Annotated in this window: 13 protein-coding genes and 1 tRNA gene; 2 read left to right on the top strand and 12 right to left on the bottom strand. The window is 69.1% G+C overall.

The window, feature by feature from the left end; all coding sequences use genetic code 11:
* Positions 1 to 94 precede the first annotated feature (94 nt).
* Entirely contained in the window at positions 95 to 1,945 is a 1,851-nt protein-coding gene (locus ACTZQ5_RS05005) for a YhjD/YihY/BrkB family envelope integrity protein (RefSeq protein ID WP_443584055.1), read from the top strand.
* A 13-nt stretch (positions 1,946 to 1,958) separates the two neighbouring features.
* On the opposite strand, the gene ACTZQ5_RS05000 is transcribed toward ACTZQ5_RS05005, so the two are convergent.
* The 9 genes from ACTZQ5_RS05000 to nusB form a co-directional block, all read right to left on the bottom strand.
* Positions 1,959 to 2,034 (bottom strand) — tRNA-Phe (locus ACTZQ5_RS05000).
* A gap of 41 nt (positions 2,035 to 2,075) precedes the next feature.
* Positions 2,076 to 2,249 carry a DNA gyrase inhibitor YacG gene (yacG, locus tag ACTZQ5_RS04995; protein ID WP_443584054.1) on the bottom strand — a complete coding sequence of 58 codons (174 nt, stop codon included), beginning with the start codon at positions 2,247 to 2,249 and terminating at the stop codon, positions 2,076 to 2,078.
* A complete protein-coding gene (locus tag ACTZQ5_RS04990; RefSeq protein WP_443584053.1) occupies positions 2,246 to 3,187 on the bottom strand; it encodes a ribonuclease in 942 nt (313 codons plus the stop codon). The genes yacG and ACTZQ5_RS04990 overlap by 4 nt, the downstream gene beginning before the upstream one ends.
* The gene (locus ACTZQ5_RS04985; protein ID WP_443584052.1) at positions 3,180 to 3,749 is read right to left on the bottom strand and encodes a Maf family protein; all 570 of its coding nucleotides are present in this window, start codon (positions 3,747 to 3,749) and stop codon (positions 3,180 to 3,182) included. The genes ACTZQ5_RS04990 and ACTZQ5_RS04985 overlap by 8 nt, the downstream gene beginning before the upstream one ends.
* A gap of 59 nt (positions 3,750 to 3,808) precedes the next feature.
* Positions 3,809 to 4,054, bottom strand: a complete 246-nt coding sequence (gene infA, locus ACTZQ5_RS04980) for a translation initiation factor IF-1 (RefSeq protein WP_017977808.1) — start codon at positions 4,052 to 4,054, stop codon at positions 3,809 to 3,811.
* A gap of 300 nt (positions 4,055 to 4,354) precedes the next feature.
* Complete coding sequence (locus tag ACTZQ5_RS04975) at positions 4,355 to 6,022, bottom strand: DNA methyltransferase (RefSeq protein WP_443584051.1); 1,668 nt, start codon at positions 6,020 to 6,022, stop codon at positions 4,355 to 4,357.
* Between the two features lie 159 nt (positions 6,023 to 6,181).
* Entirely contained in the window at positions 6,182 to 8,350 is a 2,169-nt protein-coding gene (locus ACTZQ5_RS04970) for a sodium-translocating pyrophosphatase (RefSeq protein WP_443584050.1), read from the bottom strand.
* A 108-nt stretch (positions 8,351 to 8,458) separates the two neighbouring features.
* Positions 8,459 to 9,358, bottom strand: a complete 900-nt coding sequence (gene thiL / locus ACTZQ5_RS04965; RefSeq protein ID WP_443584049.1) for a thiamine-phosphate kinase — start codon at positions 9,356 to 9,358, stop codon at positions 8,459 to 8,461.
* A 40-nt stretch (positions 9,359 to 9,398) separates the two neighbouring features.
* Entirely contained in the window at positions 9,399 to 9,851 is a 453-nt protein-coding gene (gene nusB, locus ACTZQ5_RS04960) for a transcription antitermination factor NusB (RefSeq protein WP_443584048.1), read from the bottom strand.
* Positions 9,852 to 10,207: 356 nt separating this feature from the next.
* On the opposite strand from nusB, the gene ACTZQ5_RS04955 reads away from it, so the two are divergent.
* Positions 10,208 to 10,762, top strand: coding sequence for an outer membrane protein (locus ACTZQ5_RS04955; RefSeq protein ID WP_443584047.1), 555 nt, complete (start codon positions 10,208 to 10,210; stop codon positions 10,760 to 10,762).
* A gap of 38 nt (positions 10,763 to 10,800) precedes the next feature.
* On the opposite strand, the gene ACTZQ5_RS04950 is transcribed toward ACTZQ5_RS04955, so the two are convergent.
* From ACTZQ5_RS04950 to hisG, 3 genes are all read right to left on the bottom strand, one after another.
* On the bottom strand, positions 10,801 to 11,157 hold the full coding sequence (locus tag ACTZQ5_RS04950; RefSeq protein ID WP_443584046.1) for a PilZ domain-containing protein: 357 nt from the start codon (positions 11,155 to 11,157) through the stop codon (positions 10,801 to 10,803).
* A gap of 89 nt (positions 11,158 to 11,246) precedes the next feature.
* On the bottom strand, positions 11,247 to 12,542 hold the full coding sequence (gene hisD, locus ACTZQ5_RS04945; RefSeq protein WP_443584045.1) for a histidinol dehydrogenase: 1,296 nt from the start codon (positions 12,540 to 12,542) through the stop codon (positions 11,247 to 11,249).
* Complete coding sequence (gene hisG / locus ACTZQ5_RS04940) at positions 12,539 to 13,279, bottom strand: ATP phosphoribosyltransferase (RefSeq protein WP_443584140.1); 741 nt, start codon at positions 13,277 to 13,279, stop codon at positions 12,539 to 12,541. The genes hisD and hisG overlap by 4 nt, the downstream gene beginning before the upstream one ends.
* Positions 13,280 to 13,332: the final 53 nt, after the last annotated feature.

Raw genomic sequence — 13,332 nt, 5'->3', positions numbered from 1 at the left:
TCGAAACGGGAACGCAGCCGGACCGGCCGCGCGAGGGAACCCCGCCCGCGCCCACCGGTTCGCCTAGGTTCCTATATGCGCGCAGGGGAACGACGTGAACAATCGCGGGGACGACCAAGGCCATCAGGCGACGAGCCCATGGCAGATGCCGCGTGGCGGCTGGATGGCGGTGCTGCGCCGGACCTGGGCGGAAACCAGCAACGACAATGTCGGCCTGATCGCGGCAGGTGTCGCCTTCTACGGCTTTCTGGCGCTGGTGCCGCTGCTCGGTGCGATGGTGCTGAGCTATGGCCTGATCGCCGATCCGCAAACCGTCATCGCCGACATGCAGCGGCTGACGTCCGTGATGCCGGCCGATGCTGCGCGGCTGGTCGGCGAGCAGCTGATGGCGGTGGTGCAGTCGTCCGACGGCAAGAAGGGGTTCGGCCTGCTGATCGCGATCGGACTGGCGCTGTTCGGTGCGCGCAACGGCGCCGGTGCGGTCATCACCTCGCTCAACATCGCCTATGAGGAAGAGGAGCGGCGCGGCTTCATCAAGGTGAACCTGCTGGCGCTGGGCATCACTGCGGCGGCGGTGGTGGTGGCGCTGGTCGCGGCGGTGGCGATCGCCGCGCTCGGCAAGCTGGAGGCGCTGCTCCCCGGCGCGCCGGAAGCGGTGCTGGTGATCGGCAAGGTCGCCTCGTACCTGTTGCTGCTGGGGGCGGGCGCAGGCGTTGCGGCGACGCTGTACCGGTTCGGCCCGTCGCGGGCGCAGGCGCGCTGGGCGTGGCTGACGCCGGGATCGCTGTTCGCCGCGATCGGCTGGCTGCTGCTCAGCGTCGGCTTCGGCCTGTATGTCGCGAGCTTCGGCAATTACAACGCCACCTATGGCTCGCTGAGCGCGGTCGTCGTAATGCTGACCTGGCTGTACCTGTCGAGCTACATCCTCGTGTTCGGCGCCGAACTGAACGCCGAGCTCGAGCACCAGACGCGTATCGACACCACCACGGGCAGCGCGCAGCCGCTCGGCAGCCGCGGGTCCTGGGTTGCCGACCATGTCGCCGGCGACGGGGCGGAGCGTGGTGCGCCCGCCGAGGGCCGGCAGCGTCACGCCGGCCCGGCCGCCGATTTCGCGGCGAGCCGGGCCGGTGCCTATGCCGGCGCGGCGGCGGGCATCGGCAAGGCGGGGCTCGTCACCAGCGCGGCGGCCACGCTGGGCTTGCGGCTGCTGCGCCGGCGCGGCTCGGCGCGCACGGGGGCGGCGCTGCTCGGCGCGAGTGCGCTGGCCGCCTGGCTGACGCGGGAGCGGCCGGCGGTGCGCACCGTCCTGTTCGATCTCGACGGGACGTTGGTCGACAGCAACGACTATCATGTCGCGGCATGGGAGCAGGTGTTCCGCGAGGCGGACCATCCGATCGACGCCGACACGATCCGCGCCCAGATCGGCAAGGGCGGCGACCTGCTGGTGCCCGCGCTATGGCCGGAGGCCGACGACGCGGCGGTGGAGCGGCTGGCCGAGCGCCACGGCGCGATCTTCAAGCGTCGCTATCTCGCGCAAGTGCAGCCGTTCCCCGGTGCCGCCGACCTGCTGCGCCGGGTGGCGGCGAGCGGGCGCCAGGTGGTGCTCGCCTCCTCGGCCAACGGCGAGGAGCTGGACCATTACGTCCGGCTGCTCGACGTCGCCGACGTGGTCGACGCGACCACATCGAAGGACGACGTATCCACCACCAAGCCGGCCGGCGATATCTTCGCCGCCGCGCTGAAGAAGGCGCGGACGCTGCCGGCGCATGCGATGGTGGTGGGCGACACCCCGTATGACATCGAAGCAGCGGCGAAATGCGGCGTGGCATCGGTCGCGGTGCGATCGGGCGGGTTCGACGAAGCGGCGCTGGCCGATGCGGTCAGCCGCTACGACGACGTCGCGACCCTGCTCGACCGGTTCGAGGAGACGCCGCTGGCGCACTGAGGAGGAAGAGGGATGGTGCCCGGGGACGGATTCGAACCGCCGACACTGCGATTTTCAGTCGCATGCTCTACCAACTGAGCTACCCGGGCAGGGTGCAGCGCGGCGGATCGCCGCGTTGGGAAGGGCGCCTTTAGTCAGCGGAATCGCTGCTGTCCAGCCCGTCTTGCGCAGGATCGCTCGCCGGGAGGCGATATCCTTCTCCTAGCCATTGCAGGAGGTCGCGATTGGCGCAGCCGCGCGAGCAGAATGGCGTGTATTCGGGGGCGGCGGGCGTGTCGCAGATCGGGCAGGTGGCGGGGTTCATGCAGGGTCCAGTCGGTGGATGACGCCGGTGCGGCGGGCGAGTTCGGCGAGCCAGTCCGGCTGGGCGGCGAATCGCGCGTGGACGGCGGCGGGGATGCGGTGGTGGATCGGGCTGCCCGGCGGTTCGCGCTCCAGCCGGCGCAGCCACGCGCGGGCCGCGGCGCCGATCGGATCGGCGCGCAGCAACTCGGGTAGCGACGCGCGCGGGCGGGGGCGGACGATCTGGAGGAAGCCGAAGCCATTCACCGCCGTGCGCTCGAAGGGTTGCGGCAGGGCGGCATCGATCGCCTCGGCCACCGCCTGCCGCGCCGCCTTGCCGGGCAGAGTCGGAAAATCGATGCCGATCGACCCGCCGATGCCGTGGCGACGGATCGCGCGGGCCACGGCCTCCGCCGCCGCGCGGGCGAGCGGTTCGAGCGGCGGCGGACCGTCGACGTCGAACAGCGTCATCGCCGGCGTCGGCGACAGCCGCAACGCGCCGAGCGGGAAGGGGATGGCACCGCCGCTCGCCTCTTCGAGCAGTTCGGACCAGCCCGCCGCCTCCAGCGCATCGGGTTCGTAGGCGCGAAGCTGGCGAACGGGATGGCCGGTGGCGCGCAGGCGGTCGGGCAGGTCGGGGCCGGGCCGTTCGGGCGCATCGCTGGCTTGCGCGCGTGCCGGCTTGGGGCGGCCGGGTTCAGGAATCGCCTCTCGCGTGATCTCGACGGTGAGGTGCGCGCCCTTGGTGACGCCGGGCGGGATGCGGGCGATCACCGCCTCGTCGCCCGCCACGTCGAGCCGGCCCATGCCGCCGGCGGTCAGCTCGACCAGTTGCGCGCGTGCGACGGTGCCGAGGCGCAGCGCGGCCGGCAGGTCGATGACGGCTTCGACGATCGTGTCGCCTTCGACCAGAGCGGCGCGGGATTCGCCGATCCCCGCCTCCCAAATCCACTCAGGCAAGCGGCAGTCCGGCAGCGCGCAGCAGCGCGCGGGTTTCGGTGAGCGGCAGGCCGACGACGCCGGAATGGCTGCCGTGGAGGAAGCGGACGAACGCCTCGGCGCGGCCCTGGATGGCGTAGCCCCCCGCCTTGCCCTCGCCCTCGCCGCTGGCGACATAGGCGGCGATCTCGCCCGCATCGAGCGGGCGGAAGGCGACCAGCGTGTCCGACAGGCGGTGGCGCAGCGTGCCGGCGGCGTCGATCACCGCGACCGCGGACAGGCAATGGTGGCGCCGGCCGGAGAGCAGCGCGAGCATGCGGGCGAGGTCGGCGTCGTCGGCGGGCTTGCCGAGGATGCGGCGGCCGACGGCGATGGTGGTGTCGCCGGCCAGCACCACCTCATCGGCGGCACGCTCTACCGCGCGCGCCTTGGCACAGGCGATGCGCAGCACGTAATCGCGCGGAGGTTCCGCAGGACGCGGCGCTTCATCGATATCGGGCGCGGCGATGCGATCGGCCACGATGCCGAGGCGGCCGAGCAGTTCGCGGCGGCGCGGCGAAGACGAGGCGAGGACGAGCGGCACGGGACGCGCTGTGACGGACGGGCAACAGCCGGGGGCGGCACGCGGCCGCCGCCGCGCGCTTATTGCGGGCCGGGGCCGCCGCGGCCGGGCATGAAGCGGTAGGTGATCCGCCCCTTGGTGAGATCGTACGGGGTCAGTTCGACGAGCACCTCGTCGCCGACCAGCACGCGGATGCGGTTCTTGCGCATCTTGCCGGCGGTATGCCCCAGGATCTCGTGATCGTTTTCGAGCTGCACCCGGAACATCGCGTTGGGGAGCAATTCCACCACGCGGCCGCGCATCTCGAGCAATTCTTCCTTGGCCAAAAATCAACCTCTGTTCGTGCAAGTTCGGGCGCGCCCATAGCGCAACACACCGAAAAAGGGAAGCAAGGCAGGCGGCCCCGGCATCCGTTGCGGACGGGGGCGATCTGCCGAACCGCAAGATGGGGATGCGGGGGCGATTCGGCAACGCCGCCGCGCGGCGGAAGTTGGCGAAGTTTACGGCACGTCCCGTTCGAAATCACCCTTTCCGGACGATCGCGCGGGGGGGGCAGCATCGACGGTGTCAAAGAGCGGTGCGGATACGGATTGGCACGGAAGGGGGCGTGTAGGACAGGGGCGTCGTCAGAGCAGCCGATCCTGCCGCGCAATATCCTCCCGCGCCGCGCGGCGGAAGGCGGCGGTGGGATCGGGATAGGGCAGTTCGGGGCGCTTGCCGGCGAAGAGATCGGCGATCGTCACGATCTGCAACCGGGGATAGGTGCGGCCGAAGCCATCCTCGAAACGCCCGGCGGCGGCCGCTTCCTTCAACATCGGTCCCGTCGGTGCGGTGAGGGTGACGAACACGCCGATCGGCGCGCCTTCGCGGGTCATGGCGGAATGCAGGTCGCGGATCATGGTCACGCCGACATTGTCGCCGCCCTTGACCGACACGATCGCCCGTTCGGTGCGCTTGCCGTCGGGCTTGAAGTAGATGAGGCCGTCGATGCCGCCATCGGCGCCTTTCCTGCGGCCGCCATAGGGTTGCGCGTCGACCATCGACACCGCCCACCATTGGAACTGGTATTTGTCGCGGCGGGCGAGATCGCGGGCGGACTCGAGGTCCTTGGGCGTGCCCTCCACGGTAAAGGCGGCGTCGGGAAACGCCGCCTGCATCCGCTTTTCGATCAGCGAGATGGCGAGATGCGTCACGTCGATGCCGATCCAGTGCCGGCCGAGCTTCTGCGCGGCATGCACCGCGGTCCCGCAGCCGCAGAAGGGATCGAGCACCACGTCGCCCTCGTTCGAGGAGGCGGCGACGATGCGTTCGAGGAGTGCGACGGGCTTTTGTGTCGGATAGCCGAGGCGTTCGCGCGCTTGCGAATTGAGCGGAGGGATGTCCACCACGACGGATTGCAATGGTACGCCCTCGTTGAGATAGCGTTTGAAGCGCGGAAATCCCGACCCTTTGGCAGGCCAGTAGATCAATCCAGCCGCATCCAGCCGGTCCAGCTTTTCCTGCGTGGAGATAGCGTGCCAGTCGGCCATATGCACCGAGCCGTCAGAGACTTTGCGCGGTACGGCCCAATGGCGGCCGAGCGCATCCGGTGCGAACCCGCGCCACGGCAAACCTGAATCGCCGGAACGCCTTTCGGCACCGGTCAGGTCGGCTGGCATGAACGCGCCGCGTGCGTCCTGGTTCGCGTATTTCTGGGCAACATGCTGGGCGTCATGGGATTGACGGATGAGGTTCCATGTCGCCGACGTGCCGCGCGCATAGTGGAAGATGGCGTCGTGTGTCGGCGCCCAGCGTTTCGCCCCTGCGTGGCTGCTCGTACGTTTCCAGATAATCTCGCTGCGGAAGCGGTCGGCGCCGAATACGCCATCGAGCAGGACCTTCAGATAATGGCTCGCTGTGGGATCGCAGTGGAGATAGAGGCTGCCGGTCGGCTTGAGGACGCGGTGCAGTTCGGTCAGGCGGATCGCCATCATCGTCAGATAAGCCATCAAGTCGTTCTCACCCAGGAAACGGCGTGTGGCCCGCATCAATTCAAAAGCCTGGGTGTAGCGACTCCGTGACAACTGGTCGAAGGCGTCCTCAGCCGCGTCGCTCCAACTCCAGGTATCCTCGAACGCTCCCAACTGAGCATCCGAACCGATGCCCATCGGAGACTTGTAGAGAATGTTGTAGTTGGCGTTCGAGTTGAACGGCGGATCGAGGTAGATCAGGTCGACGCTCGCATCGGCGATATGATCGCGCAGCACCTGCAGGTTGTCGCCATAGTATAGGTGATTGTCGACGCTGTTTCGCATGGGCGAAACGGTGTCGGGAAAAGATGTGATTTAGATTGGCGGATCATCCGTGGCGGATGTTGTTGTGGCTGCCGCGGAGGAATCGGATGCGCGGCTTTCATCCATTCCGGCGGCGATTGGCGATCGGCGACCCAGTGCAGGTCGCCGATCGCCGGGACGTCAGCCGTGCCCGCCCGCCAGTGCCGCGAGCAGCAGCAGCGCGACGATGTTGGTGATCTTTATCATCGGGTTCACCGCCGGGCCGGCGGTGTCCTTGTAGGGATCGCCGACCGTGTCGCCGGTGACGGCGGCCTTGTGGGCTTCCGAGCCTTTGCCGCCGTAATTGCCGTCCTCGATATATTTCTTGGCATTGTCCCATGCGCCGCCGCCGCTGGTCATCGACAGCGCGACGAACAGGCCGGAGACGATGACGCCGAGCAGCATCGCGCCCAGCGCCGCAAAGCCCTGCGCCTGCCCCGCCACCCAGCGGATGACGAAATAGAGCGCGATCGGCGAGAGGACGGGGAGCAGCGAGGGGACGATCATCTCCTTGATCGCGGCGCGGGTGACGAGGTCGACGGTGCGGCCGTAATTGGGGCGGCTCGTCCCCTCCATGATTCCCGGATTGTCGCGGAACTGGCCGCGCACCTCCTCGACGACGCTGCCCGCCGCGCGGCCGACCGCGGTCATGCCGAACGCGCCGAACAGATAGGGGAGCAACGCGCCGAGCAGCAGCCCGACGATGACATAGGGGTTGGACAGGCTGAAATCGACGGTGATGTCGGGGAAATAGGTCTGGAGATCGGTGGTGTACGCGCCGAACAGCACCAGCGCGGCGAGGCCGGCCGAACCGATCGCATAGCCCTTGGTCACCGCCTTGGTGGTGTTGCCGACCGCATCGAGGGCGTCGGTGCGGGTGCGCACGTCGTCGGGCAGATGCGCCATCTCTGCGATGCCGCCGGCATTGTCGGTGACCGGGCCGTAGGCATCGAGCGCGACGACCATGCCGGCGAGCGCGAGCATGCTGGTCGCGGCGAAGGCGATGCCGATGATGCCGGCGAGTTGATAGGTGGCGATCACCGCGACGACGATGACCAGCGTGGGCAGCGCCGTCGCCTCCAGGCTGATGGCGAGGCCCTGGATGACGTTGGTGCCGTGGCCGGTCTGGCTGGCGGCGGCGATCGACTTCACCGGGCGATAATTGGTGCCGGTGTAATATTCGGTGATCCAGACGATGAGGCCGGTGACGGCGAGGCCGATCACCATGCACCAGAACAGGTCCATCCCCGTGAAGCTCGCCACCGCGCCGGCCGCCGCGGCGGGCCGATCGAAGCCGGTGGTGAGGTCATCGGACACGGCATCGAGGAAGCCGGCGCTGCCGATCGTGCGGGAAAGGTCGCCGAGCACGTAGCGCATCGCGAGGTAGATCGCCGGGATCGACAGCAAGGCGGAGGTCCAGAACCCCTTGTAGAGCGCGCCCATGATCGTGCCCTTGCCAAGCCGGACCATGTAGGTGCCGATGATCGAGGTGACGATGCACACGCCGCCGACCAGCAAAGGCAGGCTCATCAGCCGCATCAGCTCGGCGGCGTCGGCGCGGATGAGCAGGGCGATGGAGATCATCGTCACGCCGAGGGTGACGACATAGGTTTCGAACAGGTCGGCGGCCATGCCGGCGCAGTCGCCGACATTGTCGCCGACGTTGTCGGCGATCACCGCGGGATTGCGGGGATCGTCCTCCGGAATGCCGGCCTCGACCTTGCCGACGAGGTCGGCGCCGACGTCGGCGGCCTTGGTGAAAATGCCGCCGCCCAACCGCGCGAAGATCGAGATGAGCGAGGCGCCGAAGGCGAGGGCGGTCAGTGCCTCGACGATGATCCGGTCATTCGGCGCATGGCCGGCGGGACCGGTGAGGTACCAGAAGAAGGTGCTGATTGCGAGCAGGCCGAGCCCCGCCACCAGCATGCCGGTGACCGCGCCCGAGCGGAACGCCATGGTGAGCCCGCCCTGCAGCGAGGTGCGCGCGGCCTCCGCGGTGCGGACGTTGGCGCGGACGGAAATGTTCATGCCGACATAGCCGGCGACGCCCGACAGCACCGCGCCGACGACGAAGCCGATCGTGGAGACGGCGTTGAGCGTGAGGAACAGGACGATCGCGACGATCACCCCGACGATGGCGATGGTGGTATATTGCCGGCCGAGATAGGCCTTGGCCCCTTCCTGGATGGCGGCGGCGATATCCTGCATCCGGGCATCGCCGGGCGAGGCCTTCAGCACCTGTTGGCTGGTGACGAAGCCATAGACCACGGCGATGACGCCGCAGAGGATGGCGATGGTGACCGTGGTCATTCGCGCATGTCCTTCTCCTGTTGGCCACGGACCGATGTGTTCCCGGTTCCGCTCGGCTGGGGGGAGGCTATGGCGAGTGCGCGGGGAGCGCAAGCGTTTGGGGGCGCTTCAGTGCTGGAAGCCGAGATGCTCGGGCGGGTCGATCGGCTCGCCGCCCTCGTGCAGGCGCAGGCCGGCGCCGCGGGCGAAGCGGCCGAGGTGCGTCGCAGGGACGGGCGGCACGGCATTGGCGGGCATCGCGAACAGCAATTCGTAATCGTCGCCCGCGGTGGCGGCGGCGAGGCGCGCGGCGCGGGTCTCGCCGACATGCGCGCGATAGGCGGTCGACAGGGGGACGGCGCTAAGGTCGAGGATGACGGCGAGGCCGCTGGCCGCCGCCATCCGGTGGGCGTCGATCAGCAAGCCGTCGCTGACGTCCATCATCGCATGCGCGATCCGGCTGAGCACGCGGCCCTCGGCGAGGCGCGGCGCCGGGCGGCGGTAGCGCGCGAGGAGTTCGGGCGGCCCGTCCCCCCCGCGCGCGATGGCGAGGCCGGCGCCGGCATCGCCGATCGTGCCGGTCACCCACAGCGCGTCATTCTCGCCGGCCCCGCCGCGGGGCGGGGCGGGCGTGTCGCAGCCGAAGGCGGTGACGGTGAGGATGCGCGGCGCGCCGGCAGGCAGCCGCACCGTGTCGCCGCCGAGCAGCGCGGTGCCGCAGGCGGCGAGCACCTCGGCGAGCCCGTGCAGGAAGGCGCGATCCCAGGCGTCGTCGGACAGGGGATAGTTGAGCAGGATGCCGTCGGGCTTCGCACCCTTGCCGGCGATGTCGGAGAGGTTGGTGGCGACCAGCTTCCACGCGACGTCCTGCGGCGGATCGTGGGGGAGGAAGTGGACGCCCTCGACCAGCGTGTCGGTGGTGACGACGAGCGGCGCATGGACCAGCCTGGCGGTGTCGTCGCGCAGGCCCCGTGCCGCCGGGTGCAGCGGCAGGGTGCGCAGGGCGGCGAGGAAGTCGGCTTCGGTCATGCTGTGCTCCCTCTCCCCGGGAAGGGAGAGGGCTCATCGATTACCGCACGTCCTTGGCGATGGCGTCGAGCAGGCCGTTGACGAAGCCCGCCTCGCGCCGTTCGTAGAAGGCGTGGGCGACATCGACATATTCGCTGATCGTCGCCGGCACCGGCACGTCCTTTCGCGCCATCAGTTCGTAGGTGCCGGCGCGCAGGATCGCCTTCATCGGCTTGTCGAGCCGTGCCAGCGTCCAGCCGCTCGCCAGCTTCTTTTCGATGGCGAGGTCGATCTCGCCGGCGCGGGCGGTGGCGCCGCTGACGAGGTCGTCGAAGAAATCCTGATCCGCCTCGGCGTAATCGGCATCCTCGATCGTCGCGCCGAGCCGGTGGTTGTGGAATTCGTGGAGCAGCGCGGGCACGGCGGTGCCCTCCATCTCATGCTGGTAGAGCGCCTGGACGGCGGCGAGGCGGGCGGCGGCGCGCGCCTGGGTGCGGGTGGGAGTACGGGACATCGCGCGGGCATGTAGTCGCGCAAGGGCGCGGCGTCACCCCTCCGGCTGCGGAGGCGGCATCCTTCCCTTGGGACGGCAGGGGCGGGGGGTGACTCAGAGGACGCCATGTGTTCGCCGGGTTGGAGACAGGTTAGCCGCAAAATAGATCCTCATAACAGCAGCAGCCATGACGTACTTACATCCGATCGTGCAGATCTGGCCCGGTTTCGCATGATAATGCAAGGATCAGGATGAGTACCGATTGTTGTATCATTGCATCGCTTGTAAGTGGGCGTCGTGCAGCCCGTAGTTTACGGGTGCGCGTCGAGTAGATGGGGGGCAAGATGTTGAAATATGTAGTTATCGCCAGTGTGGCGATGATGGGGTCGAGTGCGGCGTCGGCCCAGGATGCGGCGGATTCGTTCATCGGCGTCCATGCCGGGGCGGGAGCGGGCCTGGTGACCCACGCGTTCGAAATAGAGGAAACGACCAACGGCGTCGACCGGACGCGCGATCTGTCGCGCAGCGGCGTCGGCGGCGAGGTGTTCGCCGGCTATGACGGCAAGATCGCGCGGCGGCTGGTGCTGGGCGTGCAGGCGGCCCTGGATTTCGGCGGGCGATCGGTGGTCGAGCGCAACAGCTTCTACAGCTACTCGATCGACCCCAAGATCGGCTTCGGCGTGACGGCGCGGCTCGGCTATGCGGCATCGTCGCGCCTGCTGCTCTACGCCGGTGCAGGCGTCGGCGGGCAGGATTACGACCAGCGCTCCACCGGCTATGCAGACGTAAACCCCGATCTCGACCGGGTCCGCGGCGTCCTCATCCGCGGCGGCGTCGAATATGCGCTGTCCCGCCGGATCTCCGCGCGGCTCGAAGCGCAGGCGATGAATTCGCGCGGCCAGGTGATGCTGGCGGTGCCGATCCGCTTCTGATCCGGGCCGGTGACGGAGCGGACATTCATCCGCATCCGTCACTGCTCGGACGGGTTGGAACGGGTGGCGGCGCGCGGGGCAGGCGGTGCGCGATAATTGGCTCGTACCGCTTTCAGCGGCTCTATGTCGCGATCGAAATGCAGGCCGTATTCATCGTCGACACGCCGCGTGACTTCTCCGTCGACAAGCAATCCGTCCGCCATCAGGGTCATCCGCAGCCCCACGGCAAGGCGGATGATCGTGGCGTGTGGGCGGATACGGGCGCCACGGATCGAGATGTCCACCACCTCGACATCAATCAGGTGGCCGGCTTGCTGGAGGCGGGCCGGAAACGTCGTCGGAAATCGCTGATGCGCACGGTTGCCAATCAGGAGTCTCCTGCGAGCCAGAGGCATGGTGGCATTCCCCGTCCTGCGAGATGCAGAGTGAAAGGGAACGTGGCGTCTATGCTATGGTTCCGGAACGGTACTATTAACCCTGTCAATCAATGATTGCGTCTGAGCCGCAGCGCCACCGAACGGGCGTGCGCCGGCAGGCCTTCGGCCTCCGCCAGCGCGACGGTGGCCGGGCCGAGTTCGGCGAGCGCGGTTTCGTCGAGCCCGAGGAAGCTCGTGCGCTTCATGAAATCGAGCACCGACAGGCCGCTGGCGAAGCGGGCACGGCGGCCGGTCGGCAGCACGTGGTTGGGGCCGGCGACGTAATCGCCGATCGCCTCTGGCGTGTGGCGGCCGAGGAAGACGCTGCCGGCGTGGCGGACGCGGTCGAACAGCGCCTGCGGATCGTCGACGGCGAGTTGCAGATGTTCGGGGGCGAGGCGGTCGACCAGCGGGCAGGCGTCCTCCAGCCGCTCGACGACGACGATCGCGCCATTGGCGTCCCAGGCGGCGCGCGCGACCGCTGCGGTCGGCAGGATCGCGAGCTCGGCGTCCACCGCCGCGGCGACGCGGTCCGCATAGGCGGTATCGTCGGTGAACAGGATCGATTGCGTCGTGGTGTCGTGCTCGGCCTGGCTCAGGAGGTCGGCGGCGGTCCATTGCGGGTCGTTCTGCGCGTCCGCGACGACGACGATCTCGCTCGGGCCGGCGACCATGTCGATGCCGACGACACCATAGACCTGGCGCTTGGCCTCGGCGACCCAGGCGTTGCCGGGGCCGGTGACGACATCGACGGGCGCGATGCGGCCGGCGCCATAGGCGAGCGCGGCGATGGCCTGCGCGCCGCCGATCCGCCACACCTCGTCGACGCCGGCGAGGTGCGCGGCGGCGAGGACGAGGGGGTTGATCTGCCCGTCCGGCGTCGGCGTCACCATCACCAGCCGCTCGACGCCAGCGACCTTGGCGGGGATGGCGTTCATCAGCAGCGACGAGGGATAGGCGGCGCGGCCGCCGGGGACGTAGAGGCCGGCGGCATCCACCGGCCGCCACCGCGCACCGAGCCGGACGCCGGCGCCGTCGGTATAGTCGCTGTCGGTCGGCCGCTGGCGTTCGTGATAGGCGCGGATGCGGGTGGCGGCGAGGTCGAGCGCGTTGCGCAGGCCGGGCTCCAGCGCCTCATAGGCGGCGGCGCAGGCGGCGGGTTCGATGCGCCAGCCGGTTTCGGCGAGGTCGTGGCGGTCGAGCTTGCGGGTGAAGGCGGCGACCGCCGCCTCGCCGTCGTCGCGGACGGCGCGGATGATCGTCGCCACGTCGCGGGTCACGTCGCTCGACGCTTCGCGGCGGGCGTCGACCAGGGCGACGAAGGCGTCGGCGAAGCCGGCGTCGCGCGTGTCGAGGCGGATCACTTGCTCCCCTCCCCTTCAGGGGAGGGGCTGGGGGTGGGGGAGTCATGAGCGCCGGTCTCGGTGAGACTTCCCCCACCCCCAACCCCTCCCCTGAAGGGGAGGGGCTTGTTTTCGCCTGCCACCGCCGCCCGAAATGCCTCGACCAGCGGCACCACCTCGGCGCGCGTCTTCATCGCGGCGCGGTTGACGATCAGGCGGCTGGTCACTTCGGCGATCACCTCCACCTCGACGAGGCCGTTTTCCTTCAGTGTCTTGCCCGAGGAGACGAGGTCGACGATGCGCGGCGCGAGGCCCAGGGTCGGTGCGAGTTCCATTGCGCCGTTGAGCTTCACGCATTCCGCCTGCACGCCCCGCGCAGCGAAATGCGCGGCGGTGGTGTGGGGATATTTGGTGGCGACGCGGACGTGGCTCCAGCCGCGCGGGTCGTCACCCGCCGCCATCGCCGCAGGCTCGGCGACCGAGATGCGGCAATGGCCGATCCCTAGATCGACCGGGGCGTAGAGTTCCGAATAGTCGAACTCCGCCAGCACGTCGGACCCGACGATGCCGAGCTGCGCCGCACCGTGCGCGACGAAGGTCGCGACGTCGAAGGCGCGCACGCGGATCAGCTCGATGTGCGGCACATCGGTGGCGAAGCGCAGCGCGCGGCTGTCCGGGTCGCCGAAGGCGGGCTCCGGGCGGATGCCGGCGCGGGCGAGCAGCGGCAAGGCTTCCGACAGGATGCGCCCCTTGGGCACGGCGATGACGAGGGGGGGCGGGGTCGACACGGCCCGGGCTTTACTGACGGGGC

This window comes from Sphingomonas cellulosilytica, assembly GCF_052321755.1.
GTDB lineage: Bacteria > Pseudomonadota > Alphaproteobacteria > Sphingomonadales > Sphingomonadaceae > Sphingomonas.
The sequence above is the reverse complement of the archived record's forward strand: the minus strand, read 5'-3'. Positions and strand labels throughout refer to the sequence as shown.

What these genes read in the sequence shown, in the direction of transcription:
- yacG (WP_443584054.1), bottom strand. Translation starts at nt 2,249, where the DNA reads ATGAACCCCGCCACCTGCCCGATCTGCGACACGCCCGCCGCCCCCGAA.
- ACTZQ5_RS04975 (WP_443584051.1), bottom strand. Translation starts at nt 6,022, where the DNA reads ATGCGAAACAGCGTCGACAATCACCTATACTATGGCGACAACCTGCAG.
- ACTZQ5_RS04970 (WP_443584050.1), bottom strand. Translation starts at nt 8,350, where the DNA reads ATGACCACGGTCACCATCGCCATCCTCTGCGGCGTCATCGCCGTGGTC.
- thiL (WP_443584049.1), bottom strand. Translation starts at nt 9,358, where the DNA reads ATGACCGAAGCCGACTTCCTCGCCGCCCTGCGCACCCTGCCGCTGCAC.
- nusB (WP_443584048.1), bottom strand. Translation starts at nt 9,851, where the DNA reads ATGTCCCGTACTCCCACCCGCACCCAGGCGCGCGCCGCCGCCCGCCTC.
- ACTZQ5_RS04955 (WP_443584047.1), top strand. Translation starts at nt 10,208, where the DNA reads ATGATGGGGTCGAGTGCGGCGTCGGCCCAGGATGCGGCGGATTCGTTC.
- ACTZQ5_RS04950 (WP_443584046.1), bottom strand. Translation starts at nt 11,157, where the DNA reads ATGCCTCTGGCTCGCAGGAGACTCCTGATTGGCAACCGTGCGCATCAG.